Source organism: Parapedobacter sp. GCM10030251 (assembly GCF_042666505.1).
Lineage (GTDB): Bacteria > Bacteroidota > Bacteroidia > Sphingobacteriales > Sphingobacteriaceae > Parapedobacter.
This window is the reverse complement of record NZ_JBHTDN010000018.1, coordinates 25,800-46,443: the sequence shown is the minus strand read 5'-3', so window position 1 is coordinate 46,443 and position 20,644 is coordinate 25,800. Positions and strand designations below refer to the sequence as shown.

Here is a 20,644-nt window from a genome sequence, read left to right as displayed (position 1 = left end):
CCCGTGAGGAGTTTAAGTTAAGCCTTCGTCAGGCCTGTATGTTGTTTTGTATCAGCACCTCAGTTTATTATTACCGTGCCAAGCGCAGTGATGACAGCGAGGTGATTGAACAATTGTCGGTCTTAGCCGATCTTCACCGCACATGGGGTTTCAGAATGATGTACCACCGGTTGCGAAAGTTGAATTATATGTGGAATCATAAGCGGGTTTACCGTATTTACACTGCTATGAGACTGAACTTGCGGAATAAACGGAAAAAGCGTTTGCCGGCGCGCGTGAAGGCTCCTTTGCTATGTCCAATCGGACCGAACATCACCTGGAGCCTGGATTTTATGCACGATACGCTATCGGGTGGCAAGACGATCCGGACATTGAATGTGATTGATGATTTCAATCGTGAAGCACTTTCCATTACGGTGGATATTAGCCTTCCGTCGCACAGAGTGATCCGGGAATTGGAGAAGCTGGTCCAGTGGCGGGGCAAGCCCGAAAAGATCCGATCGGATAATGGTCCGGAATTCATGTCTGCAGCGATGATGGACTGGTGTTGCGAACACAGCATAGAATGGGAGTTTATTCAGCCCGGGAAACCCACGCAGAACAGTCTGATCGAACGTTTCAATAGGACTTTCCGGCAAGATGTGCTGGATAGTTATATGTTCGATAACTTGTCGGCGATCCGGAAATATGCGAATGCCTGGGCCTGGATGTACAACAACGAAAGACCGCATTCGGCATTAGGAAACCTGACGCCGATAGAATTCCTGTTGAAATATGGAAAACTCCCAACACTCAATGGCCGACGCCAGTTTCCCACATTACAACAGGACAACAACAACAAATCTGATTGGAATTTTTTAGTTTTGGATGTAGCTAGCTGAGGGAGCATTACAGACCAACATATAAAGTAATAGCGCAAAGTGAAACGAATGATTACGTAATTGCTACTGTAGCGGTAAATTCGTTACGCTTTGAATTTCTAAAGAATAACCCACTGACTTGTCGGCATAAAATTTTTTTCAAATCTGGTAATGACCTCCTCCCAAATTCCGAGTCATGCTAAAGTAGAGAATTCGGCCTTATTGACCTCCTCCCAAATTCCGAGTCATGCTAAAGTAGAGAATTCGGCCAGAGCCGTTCGATATAGATAATGTCCAAAACCCTGCCCTTGCCGTCCATGGATATTTTTACCTCGTGTCCTTTGAGCGCTTCGATGAATACCGATGACGTGAACTCCTAAGTCAGCGCATAAGGCTTACAATTCTCAAAGATCTCTTCGAGAGTATTCAATATTTCACTCAAATCCAGCAATTCACCACGAAATATCACCGTGTTGTTGAATGAATTATATCCCCGGTGATGGTAGGTCAAACTTCCTCCACGTAATGACGGATTCATTGACAAGTCAATATACACCCCACCCGAATGTTTTTTAAACCATTCTTCAATTCGCTCATCATAGTGTTCGAAATTATTACGGAATTTTCGATCAACGAGTAGGTTGTCCTTTTTTACTTTGAGCAATTGACGCAATCTCTCTCCTCGTAATTTATACTTATTGTTAGGCCAAAGGATCTTGGAAACATTTGCAGCAGCGACAAGAATAGATTGAATGGAGCACCACACCTCGACCCTATCGAAATTGCTATGAGTGGCCTGTAAGCGTTCAGCAGCTCTTCTTGCAATTTTTATTTGTAGCACAATTTCGCCTATAAAAATCATATCCTGAAGTCCTGTCACATTCTTGTAGTTTATATTGTATTGGAGCCGTCAAAAGTTGCTGCTTACGCCTTGGACTTTTTTAGTTTATAAGATTACCATGCAAATTTTTCATAGAAATCTTTAAGAAGAAATTCTTTTTCCTTTTTACCGGAAGTATAATATAGTCGAACGAAAATCGGCTCATCTAGTAGACTTTGGTCGCTCCGATTAATTGGGATAACCAGGCTAAACATATAGTCTTTTTCTCCTTGAAAAATAGGCGAGCGATTCGATACGCTATATTTAACGTAACCATTTTCTTCATTTAGGTAATTCTTATTTAGGACCATCAAATGAGTATCGTCCAAGTTATTTAAATAGTTTTTAGGTAATGAAATTTCCATTTTGTAGTGATGTGATACGCCGTCACTGTTATTCAAAACAGCAAATCGTAATGTTATTTCACATTTCTGCAATTTTCCGCCCTGTCTTACTCTTTCCCGCGTTCGAATATCGATTTCAGCAATATCCAATTCTACAATTGATGCGCGTAAATAAAGGTTTCGGACTTCATATTCTTCCATTGCGACGCTTTCAAAATTATATCTTCGGTAATATTTTTTGTCAGCGTTCATATGCACCCGTTTGCTTTGGGGGATTTGCACGATATATACCGACCTTTGGACGTCACCGTCCTTCCGTAAGGGGAAGATTTTTAGATCATCGATTTTAGGAGAAACTTTTTCCGAGATCACATGCTCTAGCCATTCTTTTGTATAAATGGTGCCGTCGATAAAGCTTTCACTGGCAGCTTTATGATCTTTTTCCGTTAATCCATAAATAATCAATCCTCCAGCAGAGTTGGCAAACGCCGATACATCCTTTCCAATTTCCCTTTTTTTGCGTTCTTCTTTTTCAAGACTCCCGGCCGATTTGAAATCCAGCTTAATTGATTCTTCAACACCATCATTTATAAGATAAAGAATATCCTCCCAGGTATATTCAGGTTTATGAAAAAAATCTACCATAACCAGTTATATTAATCATCAATTCACCTCCGAGAAAAACGCCCTATTAGAACCGACATATGGGTGCCATTAAATCGTAGGTAGCCCCAACTCTTTCAGAAACTTATTATGTTCTTCTGTTTTGGCTTGAATACGCTCATTAATTGATTCCAATTGAGCATTTACCGCTTTCAGGTCAATCTTTACTTCTTCAGCAGCTGGGTTCACATACCTCGAAATATTCAAGTTGTAGCCATTCCTTTCGATTTCTTCCAATGAAACCTTACGGGAATAGCGTTCTCGCTCCTGCCGGAATTGGTACGTTTCGACAATCTGTTGAATGTCGTTTTCAGGCTCTCCGTCTTTTCCATCTCTCAATGTATTCTGGCGTTTCCCTTTCTTATAATGCTCACTTGCATTAATGAATAATACATCCTCTTCTTTTTTACACTTTTTCAACACCAAGATGCACACTGGTATGCCTGTAGAGTAAAACAGATTTGCCGGTAGCCCGATAACGGTATCGATATGGTTATCTTTCAAAAGCTTCGTGCGTATACGTTCTTCGGCGCCGCCTCGGAATAAAACACCGTGCGGCAAGATGATGGCCATCGTTCCGTCGTTGCTCAGGAAATGAAACCCATGCAGCAAAAAGGCAAAGTCGGCTGCCGACTTAGGAGCCAAACCGTAGCTCTTAAAACGAAAATCGTCGGCCATGGTTTCAGTCGGATCCCAACGCAGGCTAAAGGGCGGATTGGCAACAATGGCATCGAACTCCATTTTTTTGGCTGGGTTCATTTCATTGAGTAGTGGCCATTCATTGTCTAAGGTATCACCGTGAAAGATATCAAACTCGGTATCTTTCATACCGTGCAACAACATATTCATCCGGGCTAGGTTGTACGTGGTGATGTTCTTTTCCTGACCGTAAATCTTCCCGACACTCCCACTGTTGTCTTTGATGCGTTTCCTCACGTTCAATAACAGGGAGCCGGATCCGCAAGCAAAATCCAGCACGTTCTCCAGTTTATCTTTTTTACCTGTTGTGGGGTCTTGGCTGTCTAATGTAACGATTTCGGAAAGGATGGTGGAGATTTGCTGCGGGGTATAAAATTCACCCGCTTTTTTACCCGAGCCGGCGGCAAACTGACCAATCAAATACTCGTATGCATCGCCCAGCGCATCTGAGTCAGTAGAAAAATCCGCAATACCTTCCGCAATTTTTTGAATGATGGTGCAGAGTTTTTTATTTCTATCGGTATTGGTCTTGCCAAGCTTTTCAGAATTCAAGTTGATTTCGGAGAACAGGCCTTGAAAAGAATTGTCAAAAGATTCGTTCTCGATGTAGCGAAAACCAGCTTCAAGCGTGACCAACAATTCGCCGTTTTGGGTGCGTGCCATTTCGCTGATGCTGCTCCAGAGGTGTTGTGGTTTTATCACATAGTGCACCTTTCTACGCATCTGTTTTTCAAACTCGGGTACGTCTTCTTCGTTCGCCGCATACCAAGCAGATAGCGGCGTGCGCGTGTCTTGTTCGGGCACGTCAGGGTAGTCTGATCCCAATTCTTTCTTGGCCGATTCTTCGTAGTTGTGTGACAAGTACCGAAGGAAAAGAAACGAAAGCATGTAATCGCGAAAATCATCCGCATTCATGGCCCCACGCAGCTGATCCGCGATATTCCACAGGGTTTTACCTAATTTATCTTGTTCTTTTTGTGTCATTCTGCTGCTGCTTGAATTTCCTCGTTGAATATTTGTGGAAGGTAAAATTCATATTTATTTAAGAAACTTTCCAAAATTCGTTTAAACAGTTCTTTGTTGTCATTTCCCATTTCTACTGGGTCAAATACCGAATATTTCCCATGACTGAATAGCTGTAATGCTCGTTCAAAAAGCACTTCATCTTCTTCTCTCAAACTACCAATACATTTATCAATTTTATCATATCCGAAGAAAGTGGCAGTTTTTTCTAAAATGCTTCTCAAGGCATTAAAATGATAGGTATAAATTTTATTTGATTCGACGACCTTCTTCAGTTCGCTTAGTGTTGCGATATGATGAAAGAAAGGTGTGTCACTAGTATCTTGTAAAGCATAACCATCAACTCCCTTATTATGTAGAAAGTAACGTTTATTCTTTACTTTTCTGCCAAACTCATTGTAAAGCACGTTAAAAAATAGACTATGATGGGTTGAAATTACCGTTTTGATTTGGTTTCCTTCTGTTGTTAGTAAGTTGCATAAGTCACAGGCCACGGCAATGGCATTATTTTCATCAAGAGACGATATTGGGTCGTCTATATAAACGTACTTCACCCAACTGTATGCCGGGTCTTTGTCGATAGCTAATTGACAAATGGCAAGAAAAAAACACCAGATAAATAAAGTTTCTTCACCTCTCGAAATTTTAATGTTTTCTACTGTTTCCTCATTGCCGTCAATAGTTATGCTCCTTGCAAACGCTACTGTTGACGCTTCATAGTTAATATCAAATTTTAAATCGACATAGTTATTAAAGAATGATTCAATTTTGACATCTAAATCTAACTCGTGTAACCCGTTAAAAAATACAGAATCCGAATTCAGTTTAAGTGTTCTGTTGGTGTCATTTTCCAAGTCATTATTCCAGGAAAATAAATCTTCTGTGAATGCATTAAAATATAAAGTATCACGATTGGTTACATTTCCGTCGTCATCAAACTCTTTTCCTGCTTGTTTAAACTCCATAGAAAGTCTGGTTTTCCCCGTTCTATTATGAGCAAAGAATAGCACCAAATCTTTCATTGGACGATGGTCTCCCGTCAAATCCTTTCGGAAATGCACGGCTACCTCTGCTAGGTTCGCGAAATTGGTTATTGTGCTCATCTTCTAATTAATCGTTTTCGGAAACAAACCTTGCATCAATCCCTTTTTATGCATCTTTAGTTGTTCAATTTTTTCTGTTTGCGCCGTGATTACCGCATCTAAAGATGAAAGGCAGGAGGCTATTTTTTGTTGTTCTCGGGGTTTGGGAATTAAAGTTTTAATATTGTAAATATTAGTTTTTGATAAGCTGGGAACACCACCTGCTTCATTGTGCTTTAACCAGTCAGTATTTTGAAAGACATAGTAAATATATTTTGGTAGACAGTCTTTAAATGAATGGGTATAAAATAGAGTATCGACGGTCCAAAACTTTCCGATAAGAAACATAGGTTTGTCTATTGTTCCCTTTCTTCCAATACAAACACTTTCACCATCATATAGATAATCACTCACTGAAAGCATGTATCCGCCAGATCCATAAACTGGTACTTCACCTTCATGCAAATGCTTGTAATCTCTGCCGTTTCCAATTTCAAACAATTTTTCAAAACTTTTCTCCTCCCACTCCCCATCCTTCTCAAACTCCGGAAAACGATACGTTGGTACTTTCTCGCCCTCTTGCGGGAAAAGATTTTGCATCAAACCTTTTTTATGGTCTTTTAAGATGTCTAACTTTTGACTGTGAGCAGCAATCAATTCGTCTAACGACGAAAGGCAGGAAGCGATTTTTTGTTGTTCTTGGGGTTTTTTTGGATACGGTATTTTCACACTTGAAATTCGAGTTGCCGATACCCCTAATACTTTTGCGCCTTGGGCTTCTCGCTTAATTTGTTTTCTGACATAATCAGATTTAAATAAATAACCACCAAAACCAATAACTAATTTACTTTCGCGCTGTCTTACTAATAAAGTATGCAGGCCCGAAACCAATTTTTCATTGTTCAGACTGACGATTTCAATACTTTTGCCAACATCATTCAGATCCTCTGAAGCATCCGCAAGGATAATATCTCCTTCGATGCAGTAATTCTCTTTTTTAATTTTATCAAGAGGTATGTCTCCGTTTATGTAGGGTACATTCTCTTTTTCGACGTCGAACAGTGTATTAAACTTAGTATGGATATCTCCGTAGTGAATATTTTTCACTTTACCGATCTCATAGTTCAGATTCTCTCTTGATAGGGAGTTAGTACCCTTAAAATCATATATCTGTCCAACGGTCTCCTCCTCCCACTCCCCATCATTCACAAACTGGGGGAAACGCAACTCCGGAATATTTTTTGGCTTGTTCATTTCGTTTGATTCTCCCTGGCAATAGCTATCGCTTTGTGTAGTTTCTCGCTCAATATTTTCTTGTCGGGTAGCTGCGTGTAGTATTGCGCCACATTAATGTTTCCATCTTCCAGCATCAGGTATTCAATGTGCTCCGTGTTTCCCTCACTGCACAGGATAAGTCCGACTGGGCTTTCTTCGCCTTCTTTGCGTTCGTTTTTATTGAGGTAACGCAGGTACAGCAGCATCTGCCCCTCGTACTCCGGTTTGAATTTGCCAAGCTTCAGGTCAATCGCCACCAGGCGTTTTAATCCACGGTGGAAAAACAACAAGTCAATCCGATAATCCACCGCATCAACGGTAATGCGTTTTTGCCGATCCAGGAAAGCAAAATCGCTTCCCATTTCTTTTATGAATGATTGGAGATTTACCAAGATGGCATCTTCCAAGTCTTTTTCGGAATACGTATCGGCAAGTCCCAGCGTATCTAAAAAATAACTACTCCGGAACACAACATCAGGTGTGAGGGAGTTGGTTTCCTGAATTTCTGCTAGTTCTTGCTTGATAAGCTCTTCGGGCTTGCGGCTCAGCGCCGTCCGTTCGTAGAGCATGCTGTCAATTTTTTCGTCCAACGTTCGCGTATCCCAGTGTTCAAGGCGCGCCATCTCCATATAAAACGTACGTTTCAACCCATCGTCGATGAACATTAAAGAACGTAGATGCGTCCATGACAATTGTATACGCAGCGCGTATACAATTTCATCTTCGGTAAAAGTATACGCAGCGCGTATACAATGTAAAAGCTTGCGGTCACTCCATCCTTTGCCATAGCGTTGGGTAAGTCTGTCCGCAAGATTCTTCACGATTTCCTTACCATACTCCGCCCGCTTATTATACAGCACGTCCTCTTTGATGCGCTTGCCAACATTCCAATGCAGCAGGCACGTTTCGGCATTCACAGTAGTTGCCAGACGACTTCGGGTATCGTCTATTAGTTGGCAAACATCGTTATATAATTCAGGGGTATGTCTTTCGATCTCATTCATAAGCTGCTAATCCTGATATCTCACGTCCCTGTGCCAGTTTTTTCAATTGCGGCACCAAGTCTTCCATCAATGCCAGTTCTTTTATCCGGCGTTCTTTCCAACTCAATTCCAGCGGCGCCAACAGATCCGTCAGTTTTTCGCCATCAAAAATCATCCGGCTCGTTATCCCTTCCACAAAGGTTTTCAAGGCAGCCGTTTGCAAGCCGTGCTTGTGGGCGATGTCTGCCAATTCCTTATTGTACTTGTCGTCCTTAAAGGTATCGAAAAGGTTTTTCAATTCCTCGGCACCATACCCTTTGCTCCAATCCAATCCGTTGATAAATTCCGTTAGGTCTTCCTGCTCCTCCATCAGGTTGGCATTAGCGTTCAGCAAGCTGATCACCTGCGGTTTGGACATTTTTTGCTTCGTAGGTTTTCGTTGCGTGCTATCTGCAATGAGGTTCATAATGTAATCGTAGTCGATCACCGCCGAAGCAAACAGCACAAATTCAAAATCCAGCTGCTGGATTTCCGGCGGCGCATCCTCACCCTCTTTTTGCTGTATTTCCCGCAATTGCTTTGCCGTTTCTATGTATGAGCTGCGGAACTCCTGCAACTTTACGGTGGGCAGAATCGCTTCGATGGCTGCCTTTTGTTCATCGTCTAAGTCGGTGTATTGGTCCAACTGGGTCTTGATCCGTTGCACTTCCTTAAAGTTTTTCACAAAAGCGATGCGCGCCGCGTCTCCTCGCAAACCATACACCTCTTCCGGTTCGCGGAGCAGGTTCTGTTCCTCCATGAATATCCCCAGCTTTTCTACGGCTTCCTTGTATTTGTCAATCATCACAGGGGCTGGGTCAACCAGCCAGATTTCCTTGCCGCGTCCGCCCGCTTCGCCAGAGAAGAGGGTGATCGCTTGGTTTACGGCCTCCTGTTGCGAGCGGAAATCCAAAATGTTGCCGTAAGGCTTAGTATCGTTCAGCACCCGGTTCGTCCGCGAAAACGCTTGTATCAATCCGTGGTATTTCAGGTTTTTATCTACATACAGCGTATTCAGGTATTTCGAGTCAAAGCCCGTAAGCAACATATCCACCACGATGGTGATGTCAATTTTGTTTTTATGCGGATAGTCCTTGTTGGGATACTGCTGGAGTTTTATCCGCCGTTGCACATCCTGGTAATACAGGTCAAACTCGTTGACGGTATGGTTCGTGCCATATTGCGCGTTATAGTCAGCGATAATGGCTTGGAGAGCCGCTTTCTTCTCATCTGGCTGCTGTTGGTTATCTTCCTTTTCCTGGGCTAAATCCTCTTGCAGTTGTTTGATGTCTGCCGCATTTTTTTGGCTATGTTGGTCGCCCTCCTTGGCAATTAACTGGGCCGGTGGTGAAAACACGCAAGCTATATTCAACGGTACATAGTCTGGATTTTCTTTGGCTTTTTGCTGTTGTATCTCCTTAAACAGTTGATAATATTCAATGGCGTTGTTGATGGAAGCCGTTGCCAGTAGCGCATTAAACCGTCTTGAATTGGTTGCCGCATCATGCTTCTCCAATATCGCTTCCACTACCGCCTGCCGGGCAATGGGCTCGCCAGGCTTTGCATTTTGTGTGCCCTTTCCCTTAAAGTAGTCGATATGGAATTTGAGAACATTCTTGTCGTCTATCGCATGGGTAATGGTGTACGTATGCAGCGGCTTTTCGAAAATACTTTCGGTGGTTTTATACGTTCCGTATTCATCCTCTCGAATCTTGTAGGTGGCATTCTCGTCAAAAATGGGCGTGCCCGTAAAACCAAATAGTTGGGCATTCGGGAAAAATTCCTTGATGGCCTTATGGTTTTCGCCAAACTGCGAGCGGTGGCATTCGTCAAAGATGAACACCATCCGTTTATCGCGCAAAGGTTCCAACCGTTCTTTATAATTCCTTTTATTTGTCCCGTCCAGCGCCAGCCCCAATTTTTGGATGGTGGTCACAATCACCTTGTCGGCGTAGTCGGTAGATAGCAAGCGCCTCACCAACGTTTCCGTATTGGTGTTTTCTTCTACGCTACCTTCCTGAAACTTATTGAATTCTTCACGGGTTTGCCGGTCAAGGTCTTTGCGGTCTACCACAAACAGGCACTTTTCGATATCTTGGTTGCTTTTCAGTAGGGTAGAGGCTTTAAAGGAAGTTAAGGTTTTACCGCTTCCCGTAGTATGCCAAATGTATCCGTTGCCTCTGTTTTGCTGGATGCAATCCACAATGTCTTTTACGGCATAGATCTGATACGGCCGCATCACGAGCAATTTCTGTTCGCTCTCCACCAACACCATGTACTTGCTGATCAATTCACCCAGCGTGCATTTTGATAGAAACTTCTCGGTGAAGTCATACAGCCGGTTGATTTTCTTGTTATCGCGGTCCGCAAATTCATATACCGGCAAGAACTGTTCATCTGCATTAAAGGCAAAGTGCTGATTTTTATTGTTGGCAAAATAGAGTGTTCTTCCACCGTTACTCACAATAAACAGCTGCATAAAGCACAGCAAGGTGTTGGTGTATCCATTGCCTGTATCATTTTTGTAATCCACAATTTGCTGCATGGCTTTACGGTGCGAGATATCACCTTTTTTCAGTTCTATCTGCACCACCGGCAAGCCGTTAATCAGCAGGATGACGTCATACCGTTGGAAGCTGTTTTCGGTGTTGATGCGGAGCTGGCGAATTACTTCGTAGTCGTTTTTGCACCAATCTTTAATATTTACTAAGGTGTAGTAAAGCGGTGTGCCGTCTTCCCGTTGGAAATGCTGCTGTTCACGGAGCAACTTCGCCGCTGCAAATACATCGGGATTGATGACTGTTTCCCGCAGGCGTAAAAATTCATTATCCGAAAGCCGAACCCGGTTGAGTGCCTCAAATTTTGCTCTGAAGTTCTGTTCAAGGGTTTTCCGGTCGATAATGTCCGGCCGGTATACATATTTCAGCCCTTCGAGCTGTTTGACAAAATCGCTTTCAGTTTGGTTTTCCTTCGCCATTTCGGTATTGTTTATAAATACGCCCAAACTTAGATAAAGTTGGTTGGATATTCAACTGTATTGGTGTGCATAAAAAGATACCTATGTTTTTGGTCACCTGTCAAAATGGTTTACTTTTTCTTGTTTTTGTAGGTTCGTTTGTTGTTGCACAGCCGTTTTTTTACACTTACACCCAACGGTCTGCGGCTTTCCGTTCGGGCGGTTTTCGGAGCACAAAGTTTCAATTTATTACTAAAGTTCATTAGAAGCACAAAGCCCCGGGTTTGCATATCAGCGCGCCTGACGCAAAACCCGTGTTATGTGCCGTTAGTAATTTTTTCTTTTCCAGCCATAACTCGGTTTAGGTATTATGGCTTCCATAAAATTATTGTAGTACTCTGAATATCTACCTTCCTCTTTTGAAAAACCATTCTTTATCAACCTCTCATGCACTAATAAGTATGTGTCTCTGTAGAAAGTCTTAGCCGCTGGCGGATAAGTGTTATGATATCCTTTCTCAATGCCATAAAATTTTTTAGTTACGAAGCATGCTAAGTCTGAAATTTGAATCATAGGATTTTTCTTAGAGTCAATCGGGTAACTGAACTCAGAAATCCATTTAATTCGTTTGCTTGCTGTTGGGTGAAATCTGCGAAATTTAGTCAGAGTCTCAATCTCTGTTTTTATTGCGTCTTTTTCATCTATTATCACCATACCTCTTGCCGATTGTCCCCGCTCATTTCGTATAAAAGCTTCGATAGTGTCAATCAAATTGTCGTAACACAGCAAGTATGGTGTTTTAAGCTCGACATGAGCTTTATTGCGTACATCTTTAGTGTCGAACGCACTAAGTACACTCTTTTCCACTGGGAGTAAGCAAAAATGGTGTCCTCTATCAGCTACTAATTTTAAAACAGCTTGTGCAAGATTTAACCTGTCGGTTCTTGGATGGTTTAAAAAATCACCTTCGCCATTCGGGCTTAGTAATTGATGCGAATGCAACTCAAAATTTGCTGGAATTGTTCCTTTGAAATACGAAGAGATTATTTTTTCATATTCAGTATGAGTCTTATTCCATCCTTTGTCCTTAACAACCAGTCCACCAAGTACAAATATTGGCGATTCTGGGTGAGTCAGGTCTCTCAAATTGCAACCTGCTTCGTCTATGTAAAAGAAATGCATATTAGTCGGGTCCGGTTTAATTGCACATAATTCTATACGCAATAGCTTTCATACACAAGGCTATTGGTTAATTTCCATTTATTTGAGTAAATCATTGTATTTAAGCTATTTTAGTTTAAAATGCTAACTTACGTATTTTTGTAATTTCCTTTCAGGTGGTTTGCCTGTAATCCAAAACGCACATTGTGCATTTTGGATATATCCTTATTCCTTGACGCCCAAAATAATACAATCCGTTTTGATACTCCTTACGGTTTCCCGTATTCGTGCGGACTATCTTAATTTCTCTCAAATACCTAACGGCCGATCTATCACTTGCAGTGGTGCTTTAAGGTAAGCATTTCCTTATGATATTTCGGCGCAAGAAACGTAAACGTCATTTGTTCGCCTTTTGCGTGGTAGTACACCACGTTGTCAAAATTCACCCGCACGGCCTCTTCGTCTTTGATTAATATGCAATGATAAAACATTAAACGAATTAGTTTACTGGCGTTACGCAATGGATTCTTTCCATAATTGGTTAACTATTTACTTTTTATTTGGATAATAGTTTATCGTAGAATTCCTTTTATATATTTTCTCATAATTATCATTTCTACATGCAAACCATAGTTGTTAGTTTTTCTATTGGAATATTCGAATTGCTAACTTTATTTTTTTATTTTTTGCCATTGCCAGAACTAGGTTTGGCTGGGGGAGGGGGAGGAACAGAGGACCTCGGTCTTTGTGTGTCAGGCTTTATCTGACTGTTCTTTTGACTTCCTTCTTTGAGTGGTCTTGATGGGTTGTTGTTCTTTTGCATAATCATTAAAATTTGGCTTTTCAATTGTAACTTTTTCTCTTGGATATGATAGGTAAATTTTTTCGATTCGATACAATTCTTCTGAATCCGGATAGGTATATACAGTGACGTCTGACAGAACTAACTCTTTAATCTCTTCTGTCTCAGAGAAAACTTCCACTTTACCTAAATAGGTTAAATTCTTTTCAATATCCCTGACATAGACCCAGTCAATATCCTGAGAGTTTAAAAAGTAACTGTATGTATTTTCATCTCCATATTTATTTGATACGTTAAGCGTTCTTGCGATTCTGTTAACTATTTTTTTGTTGTCAAGGTACGTCACAAAATAAGCTAAGAATAAAGCGCAAACACATGCTAATGTAATTTCAACATACGCTACGGTTGTTGTACTATTTGCAAGGTCCTCAAGTGTTTTTAATGATCTATAGCTTTCTGACGAACGAAAGATCAGATTCTTGACGAAAATTCCAATAAAAAAACAACACTTGCAGTAGCAAATAAGAGGACAGACCGAAAACAATCGAAATTAAGGTAAAAAGATAATCGCTTTGTTTTTTATGTCTAACTTTTAGAACGTTTAATACCAAACTTGCTATTACTCCTGGTATCAGAATAATTATTATTCGTATGGTTAGCTCGCTTATTTCCACGATTGTATTATGTACAGAGAGACTTGCTACTTCGTCACACCGTGTCGAAGGTCACTCTTTTATAGATTTTATGTTACGCATCATTATTACTAATGTAGGATTGCAACTACTTCCCTTTTCTTCTAACGGTTCTTTCCTTCTTTGTCAACTTTTCTACGTCGATGTTAAGGCCATTAGCTATTTCGAGCAAGGTAGAAAACATGAAGTCCTCTTTTGCATTTTCAATATTACTGATTTTGGCATCATCAACTTTAGTTATCTTCTCTGCAAGTTGGACTTGTGTCAATCGGGCTTTCTTACGTTCTCTTTTAAGATTTAAGCCAATTCTCTTGTATATTTCTGAAAATTTATTTATCATAAAATCAGTGTTTTACATATAAAAATCTGGCAATATTGCCAGATTAACATATTTTTGTTATGTTTGTATTGTATTAAAAGCGACAACAAAGTGTTGTATTTGATTATACATCACTAACGATGTCTCTCGTTTGAAAAAACCGACTAATTTTTTACCCACGAGAAGACCGCGAGTTCGCCCATTTTCAACTGGATGCACTATCTTTACACGATATAACACCAGTAGGGCGAGCTTTGCGTCAGACTTTCCGGGGGTAAAACTGGCAATCTCGTGTAGATAGCTGGGAAAAGGTTCCTTAGTCGGTTTCCTTCAACCGAAAAGCAGCAAAGTTCGCCCTACTGGTTTTTAACCAATCAGGCCATCTTCTGTACTTCGCGAGGCACATCGTTTCATAACCAAAAAAAGAATTATGAAATCGACATCCGTCAAACCATCCAAGTCTCCACACCGCAAGCCGCTTGCGGAAGGTGTCGCTATGAGAGCTACCAAAAGGATACAACCCCAATCCCTGAAAAATCTTTATAAGAACGTTAAGCGTAGCCCCGAATAGGGTGATCGAAAATACCGCAGTCAACGGAAGCGCGTAGGGGAGAGGTACCGTAAAAAATACCCGACCCCAAAGCGAGGCAAATAGAAAAGCCCAACTTCCCACGGCTGCCACCGACCCCAATGCTGAATGGAAAACCCGTTTTTTAGCTCAGGTTGGTGAAGGTGTTTACTTTCGGTTACTATGCAACAGCTAAAAGTAAACGCTTTTTTCCAAACCTGCAAGTAAATGACGTGAAATTTCTTCAGCGTGGGGCGGTCTTTGAAACGAATAATTTCTTAAACCGTTAAAAACCAATGCGAAGTGAAACAAATTTTACGCATAGGGGAGGGGTATGCCTTTTCCAAACATAAGCTTAAACACACTTATATACGACATTTCAGCCTGTTGGCTGTAGCAACGATCATGTGTTTGTACGCTCATGCACAGCGCCCCGAGCCATCGGGGCCTGTGCCGCTGGGCATTTCAACCTGCTCCTTACACCAAAACCCGAATCAATGATGTATATAGAAAGCATGGGCTGGTTATTACCCAGCCTTACACTCAAAATTGCCTTTATCCTTATTATCGCAGGCGTGGCCACACGTGGCAAAACGCAAACAGCCGAAACACCCCTTAAAGCTGCGATAGCCAATCCATTGCCGACGGGCGAACCAATTCCCGACGAACTGTGGAGCGTGCCGCTTACATTATGGAACGCCGCAAATAACAGTACCAAAACCATTACGCTCAATGATTACCGAGGTAAGGTGATCATCCTCGATTTCTGGGCCACGTGGTGCAAAAGCTGCATCACGAATATGCCGCGTATGCATCGCCTGCAAGACCAGTTTCCGGGAAATATTATGGTGCTACCGGTTACTTACGAGCCAACGGAAACGGTTGCCGCGTTATTCGCGCGTTCCAAAGCAGCTGGTATCGGGCAACTGCGAGGTACTTTTCAGACCATCCTGTTAGATGCAACGCTCAAAGAAGCTTTCCCCAATCCTAACGGAACCATCCCTTATTTTGCGGTAATAGGTAAAGACGGTTCGTACAAAGGGCCTGTTACTCCCGAGTACTTAACCGAAAACCTGATCGCTGACCTTACAATGGGTAATGCAGCCGGTGTGCCGCGCCTACGCGCAGCGCCGGTAAAGCCGCTGATGGATTGGTCGGCATCACTTGGTGCCGATTGGCAGAAGCCGGTCGGGTATCACACCATGTTCTCGCACTACATGCACGGTGCAGGAGAACCCACAGGGCGAAGAATCGATTCCCTAAAAGGCACAGAATGGCAATATTACATGAATCAGCCGTTGCTCCGGCTATTTGGCGTGGCATTAAGCAGCCCACTGCCCCGCCAAGCAAACCGAAGGATCATGCTGGTCGATTCTGCCGTGAGGTTTGACGACCACAGCTTACGGAATCCAAAATATGAGCCTTTTGCATATAACTATTGTTACGAGGCGACCTATCCGATCGGTGCCCCTAAAGATGCAGTGAAAGCCCGAATGCTGGCAGACCTCAATGCGTTGACCGGAGTAAAGGGGCAGTTAATCACTAAAAGCATGCCTAGCCTGATCATACAAGGTAACGGGAATGCCAAAAGCCATCCGGCGCCAAACAACGAGGTACAGTGGTTGAATATGGCGTCGGTGGCTTGGTTTCTTAATCAACGATACGATATCGCTGTCCCCCCTGTACTTGACGAGACGGGCTTCGACGGACAAATATGGATGGATGATTCGGCTCGTAAAGGCACCATCGCAGATGTCCGAAGGGTACTGCAAGCGCAGGGTTTTGATCTGGTGGAAGAAGACCGGAAGCTCGAGATGTTTTTATTGACCGACGGCGATAGCAAGGAAGAAATCGGGCAGCTCTCCCTTACGCTTACAAAACACGGCTACGTGAGAGAGGAGGGTAGCCATGAATAAGTTTGGCTATGCATTGACAGCACTGGCCTTGTACATGGGCAGTGTGTCTGCCACCGCTCAGGTAAAACAGGATAGTTTGCAGCGGGATACCGTTTTGTTGGAAGAGGTAGAGGTATCAACAGGCTACCAAACCTTGCCGGCCGAACGGGCAACCGGCTCCTTTGAACGGGTAGACGAAAGGCTGTTCAATAGGCAGGTATCCACCGATGTGCTATCGCGTTTGGACGGCGTCATGCCGGGCATTTTATTCGACAAACGCGGCCCTTCGGACGTCCTGCGGGTGAGGGGGCTGAGTTCAATAGGGCTTACGGACAGCCGTCCGCTGATCATCCTCGATAACTTTCCTTATGAGGGCGATCTGGACGCCATCAATCCCAACGATGTAGCGAGTGTAACCCTGCTCAAAGATGCGGCATCGGCTTCCATCTGGGGGGCACGTGCCGGGAATGGGGTATTGGTAATCACCACGAAAAAAGGCCGATTTGACCAGCCGTTTCAATTGTCGGCTACTTCCAATATCACCATACAGGAAAAGCCTGATCTTTTCTATCAACCGCAGGTTGCGTCAACCGATTACATCGATATCGAGAAGATGCTGTTCGACCGGGGCGTGTATAGTTCCGACTTATCCAATACGCATATCTGGCCTGCAGTATCACCGGTAGTCGATATATTGGATGCGCAGCGACGTGGCTTGCTGACCGAGGAAGAGGCGACAACGAAAATTAACGCGCTTAGAAACGTAGACCTTCGAAACGATATGAGCCGTTATCTCTACCGTGAAGCCGTCATGCAGCAATATGCGCTGTCCCTGCGTGGGGGGAGCAACCGGCTGAATACGCTATTTTCTGCGGGTTTCGACAGGAATCTTCAGTCGGAGCGAGGCAATGGTTATACGCGAACCACCGTTAGAAACCAAACCTCACTGAGGCCGCTGGATAAGCTCACGATGGATATCGGCATCGCCTATTCGGCAAGCAATCGACAGTCAAACGACCCCGGTTCAATAAGTATGGGTACGGGCAACGGTATTTACCCCTATGCGGCGTTGGTAGATGAAAATGGTCAGCCCGCGGTGATTGCCAGAGATCGGCGTGCAGGCTATGCAGACACTGCGGGGATGGGAAGGCTGCTCGATTGGCGGTACCGGCCCTACGAGGAACTCGCACTCGCAGACAATACTACACGATTGCAGAACCTGCTGTTCAACTTTTCTGCACGCTATCAATGGAGTTCCCATTTGAGTACGGAAGTACGCGGGCAGTATGAAAACCAATGGACCCACGGGCAACAGTTGCAGCACGAACATTCGTACTTTGTGCGTAATTTGGTAAATACGTTTACGCAATTGGCAGGCGAGAATGTGATCAGACCCGTTCCGCTGGGCAGCATATTAGATGGTAGCCGATCGCGTTTGCAAGGCTATGGCATCCGTGGGCAGGCCAACTACAACCGGGATTGGTCTATTCATCGCGTGGCAGCCATTGCTGGTGGCGAAATCAGGCATACCGGAACCGAGTCAAACAGCGATAGGCGCTACGGGTATGATGCAGACCTGCGGATCAGCCAGGGCGTGGACTATGTGAACCGCTATCCGCGCTATACCAATTCGAGTTTAAGTAGCATACCTTACATGGTATCCAGCCAGCGGGCGGTAACCAGGTTTGTTTCGCTGTATGTCAATGCTTCCTATACCCTGGCCGATCGGTACACCGTATCGGCAAGCGCACGGCGGGATGCATCCAACCTCTTCGGGGTGGCTACCAATAACAAATGGTCGCCATTCTGGTCGGCCGGTTTGGCATGGAATATTGCAGATGAGCCTTTTTATCATTGGCCGGCTATGCCGCACCTCAAATTGCGTACTACGTATGGCCATGCGGGCAATACCGACAATGACCGGCCTGCCGTTACCACCATCGACTACCGCGGTGTTACCACGTTGGGCAGATTTCCCTATGCCATTGTCAGCAATCCACCTAATCCGGAGTTGCGCTGGGAAGACGTGGCTACTTGGAACATCGGGCTGGATTTTGCGACCCGGGGACGTACCCTGGGCGGTAGTCTGGAATATTACATCAAAACGGCGTCAGATCTGATTGCGCTGGTCGAAGCAGATCGTACATCGGGCTTTAACTCCTTTTCGCGCAATAGTGCGGTACTGCAAAACCACGGGTTCGATATTTCGTTGTATGGCCGCCATGGAAAAGGCGACCTCAGGTGGTTGTGGGATGCATCGTTTTCCCACACGCGCAACAAGGTGCTGGAATATTATTATACGCCAACAACCTATAGCAACGCCGTAACCCGGGGCGGAAATACGCTTACACCCTTCGTTGGCCGGCCTGCCTACGCGTTGTTAAGTTATCGGTTCGCGGGCCTCGATCCCGAAACGGGCGACCCCTTGGGGTACTTAAACGGGGAAGTCTCCAAAGACTACACCAGTATGATACAGCGCGCTACCGAAAACGACGTCATACTGCATGGCACCGCCATGCCTCCCTTTTTCGGCGCGTTGCGCAATACGTTCCAATGGAAGAACCTATCGGTTTCAGCAAACGTAACGTTCCGTTTCGGCTATTTTTTCCGCAAGAACACGGTGATGTATTACCCCATCCTTTCCGGCACCACCATCAATGTACATGGCGATTATTACAAACGGTGGCAACAGCCGGGAGACGAGGCGCATACCACGGTACCGTCCATGCTGATACCGGGCAGCGCCGTGCGCGACGGGTTTTACCGCGATTCCGAAGCAACTGCCGAGCGCGGAGACCACATTCGTCTGCAGGATGTAAACCTGAGCTATGCATTCCATGGCGATGCATTGCGGTGGGGACCTTTTAGGGAAATCAGGGCTACGCTCTATGCGCGCAACCTTGGCCTGATCTGGAAGGCCAATGATGCGGGGCTGGATCCGGACTACTTGGAAATGCCCGCGCCCCGGAGTGTTGCGTTTGGGTTATCGATGGACTTTTAATTTAATAACAATGATATCATTAAAGAAAATGCTGGGACTGGGTTTGATCTTCTGCTGTACGGTCGCCTGTGAAAAATACCTTGCCGAAAAGCCCAGTTCTTCAATCGCCATACCTTCAACCGTGGGAGATTTCCAGGCGTTGATGGATTATCAGGACCGGATGAATGATTATTATCCCGATTGCGGGGATAACGCTGCCGATTACTTTTACCTCCGAACAGAAGACTGGATAGGCCGTAGTGAATGGGGGCGTGGAACTTACGTTTGGGACCCCCAAGCGGATGCCTCGCGGGATTGGTCGGTCTGCTATGAGAGAATCTTTTACACCAACATTATCCTAGAGGGGATAGATGATGCGTTGTTGGACGGTCTGGGAGAAAGAGATCGTGATCGGGTGAAAGGCAGTGCACTGTTTATCCGTGGATTTACCTACCTCAACTTGGTACAGTTATTTGTTCCTCCTTATGATTCGGATATCGAAGACAGCCCCTATGGTTTGCCGCTTCGATTGACCCCGGATATCAACGCGGCGACAAGTAGGGCCACGGTGGGCGATACGTATCGGCAAATAGAGGCAGACCTGCTGGAAGCTGTTTCGTTCCTGCCGGACAAATCGTTTATCGCGACACGCCCATCGAAAGCTGCCGCATACGCCGCCCTTTCGCGCTTGTACGTGATTATGGAACGGTATGACGACGCATTAACCTATGCAGACCGTTGTCTGACCATTCAGCCAGACCTGATGGATTACAACGATCTTGACGCCTCACAGCGGGAGCCGTTTACAGAATTGAACCAAGAGGTCATTTTTCATGCGGCGTTGCAGGGTCAGTCCGGTATTCTCACGCGGTCTCGCGCACGTGTAGACTCAACGTTGTATTCGACGTATGGCCCCAACGATCTTCGCAAGGCGCTTTTTTTTGAAGAGCAGAACGATGGTACATGCCTGTTTAAAGGCTCCTATTTTGGGAGAGGTGCAATTTTTTCAGGATTGGCAACCGGTGAGGTTTACCTGATCAAGGCTGAATCGTTGATTCGTTTGGGCGATTGGCAGGAAGGAGTTGAAACCCTGAAACAATTGCTGAATAACCGGATGGAAGCGGGAATGGTCGAAATCCCCGCCGATCTGGATGATGAACGTGCGCTGGCATGGGTCTTGGCAGAGCGGGAAAGAGAGTTGGCGTTTCGGGGAGGCATAAGATGGGGCGATCTCCGACGGTTGAACAAAGACGAGCGATTTGCTAAGACGTTGGTTCGAGTTGTTGACGGCCAGACCTATGTGCTGGAACCAAACGATCCGCGTTATACTTTCCTGATACCGATTCAAGTCATTTTACATTCGGGAATTCTGCAGAACGAACGTTAACATGAAATACGGGTACAGCGCTAACTGTACCCGTTC

Annotated in this window: 15 protein-coding genes; 4 read left to right on the top strand and 11 right to left on the bottom strand. The window is 44.4% G+C overall.

Annotation, left to right across the window (positions count from 1 at the left end):
• Positions 1 to 881, top strand: an 881-nt coding sequence (locus ACFQRK_RS23240; RefSeq protein ID WP_379010759.1) for an IS3 family transposase, incomplete at its 5' end; no start/stop codon positions are given.
• 355 nt (positions 882 to 1,236) lie between these two features.
• On the opposite strand, the gene ACFQRK_RS23235 is transcribed toward ACFQRK_RS23240, so the two are convergent.
• The 11 genes from ACFQRK_RS23235 to ACFQRK_RS23185 all read right to left on the bottom strand — a co-directional run bounded on the left by ACFQRK_RS23235 (position 1,237) and on the right by ACFQRK_RS23185 (position 13,799).
• Complete coding sequence (locus tag ACFQRK_RS23235; protein ID WP_379010757.1) at positions 1,237 to 1,740, bottom strand: hypothetical protein; 504 nt, start codon at positions 1,738 to 1,740, stop codon at positions 1,237 to 1,239.
• A gap of 74 nt (positions 1,741 to 1,814) precedes the next feature.
• The gene (locus ACFQRK_RS23230) at positions 1,815 to 2,729 is read right to left on the bottom strand and encodes a helix-turn-helix domain-containing protein (RefSeq protein WP_379010755.1); all 915 of its coding nucleotides are present in this window, start codon (positions 2,727 to 2,729) and stop codon (positions 1,815 to 1,817) included.
• A 69-nt stretch (positions 2,730 to 2,798) separates the two neighbouring features.
• Positions 2,799 to 4,430, bottom strand: coding sequence for a type I restriction-modification system subunit M (locus ACFQRK_RS23225; protein ID WP_379010753.1), 1,632 nt, complete (start codon positions 4,428 to 4,430; stop codon positions 2,799 to 2,801).
• Positions 4,427 to 5,572 (bottom strand): AAA family ATPase, encoded by a 1,146-nt coding sequence (locus ACFQRK_RS23220; protein ID WP_379010751.1) that lies wholly within the window; start codon positions 5,570 to 5,572, stop codon positions 4,427 to 4,429. The genes ACFQRK_RS23225 and ACFQRK_RS23220 overlap by 4 nt, the downstream gene beginning before the upstream one ends.
• 3 nt (positions 5,573 to 5,575) lie before the next feature.
• A complete protein-coding gene (locus ACFQRK_RS23215; protein WP_379010748.1) occupies positions 5,576 to 6,805 on the bottom strand; it encodes a restriction endonuclease subunit S in 1,230 nt (409 codons plus the stop codon).
• Complete coding sequence (locus ACFQRK_RS23210) at positions 6,802 to 7,830, bottom strand: YhcG family protein (RefSeq protein ID WP_379010746.1); 1,029 nt, start codon at positions 7,828 to 7,830, stop codon at positions 6,802 to 6,804. Before ACFQRK_RS23210 ends, ACFQRK_RS23215 begins: the two co-directional genes overlap by 4 nt.
• Positions 7,823 to 10,825 (bottom strand): type I restriction endonuclease subunit R, encoded by a 3,003-nt coding sequence (locus ACFQRK_RS23205; RefSeq protein WP_379010744.1) that lies wholly within the window; start codon positions 10,823 to 10,825, stop codon positions 7,823 to 7,825. The genes ACFQRK_RS23210 and ACFQRK_RS23205 overlap by 8 nt, the downstream gene beginning before the upstream one ends.
• Positions 10,826 to 11,131: 306 nt before the next feature.
• Entirely contained in the window at positions 11,132 to 11,986 is an 855-nt protein-coding gene (locus ACFQRK_RS23200; protein ID WP_379010742.1) for a DUF3800 domain-containing protein, read from the bottom strand.
• A 311-nt stretch (positions 11,987 to 12,297) separates the two neighbouring features.
• A complete protein-coding gene (locus ACFQRK_RS23195) occupies positions 12,298 to 12,456 on the bottom strand; it encodes a hypothetical protein (protein WP_379010741.1) in 159 nt (52 codons plus the stop codon).
• A 261-nt stretch (positions 12,457 to 12,717) separates the two neighbouring features.
• On the bottom strand, positions 12,718 to 13,113 hold the full coding sequence (locus ACFQRK_RS23190) for a hypothetical protein (RefSeq protein WP_379010739.1): 396 nt from the start codon (positions 13,111 to 13,113) through the stop codon (positions 12,718 to 12,720).
• Positions 13,114 to 13,547: 434 nt separating this feature from the next.
• The gene (locus ACFQRK_RS23185) at positions 13,548 to 13,799 is read right to left on the bottom strand and encodes a helix-turn-helix domain-containing protein (RefSeq protein WP_379010738.1); all 252 of its coding nucleotides are present in this window, start codon (positions 13,797 to 13,799) and stop codon (positions 13,548 to 13,550) included.
• Between the two features lie 1,044 nt (positions 13,800 to 14,843).
• Here ACFQRK_RS23185 and ACFQRK_RS23180 point away from each other — a divergent pair.
• Genes ACFQRK_RS23180 through ACFQRK_RS23170 form a run of 3 tightly spaced genes read left to right on the top strand, consistent with a single transcriptional unit; the run spans position 14,844 to position 20,608 of the window.
• Complete coding sequence (locus tag ACFQRK_RS23180; RefSeq protein WP_379010737.1) at positions 14,844 to 16,262, top strand: TlpA family protein disulfide reductase; 1,419 nt, start codon at positions 14,844 to 14,846, stop codon at positions 16,260 to 16,262.
• On the top strand, positions 16,255 to 19,242 hold the full coding sequence (locus ACFQRK_RS23175) for a SusC/RagA family TonB-linked outer membrane protein (RefSeq protein WP_379010736.1): 2,988 nt from the start codon (positions 16,255 to 16,257) through the stop codon (positions 19,240 to 19,242). Before ACFQRK_RS23180 ends, ACFQRK_RS23175 begins: the two co-directional genes overlap by 8 nt.
• Positions 19,243 to 19,252: 10 nt before the next feature.
• Complete coding sequence (locus ACFQRK_RS23170) at positions 19,253 to 20,608, top strand: RagB/SusD family nutrient uptake outer membrane protein (RefSeq protein ID WP_379010734.1); 1,356 nt, start codon at positions 19,253 to 19,255, stop codon at positions 20,606 to 20,608.
• The last annotated feature ends 36 nt before the right edge of the window (positions 20,609 to 20,644 follow it).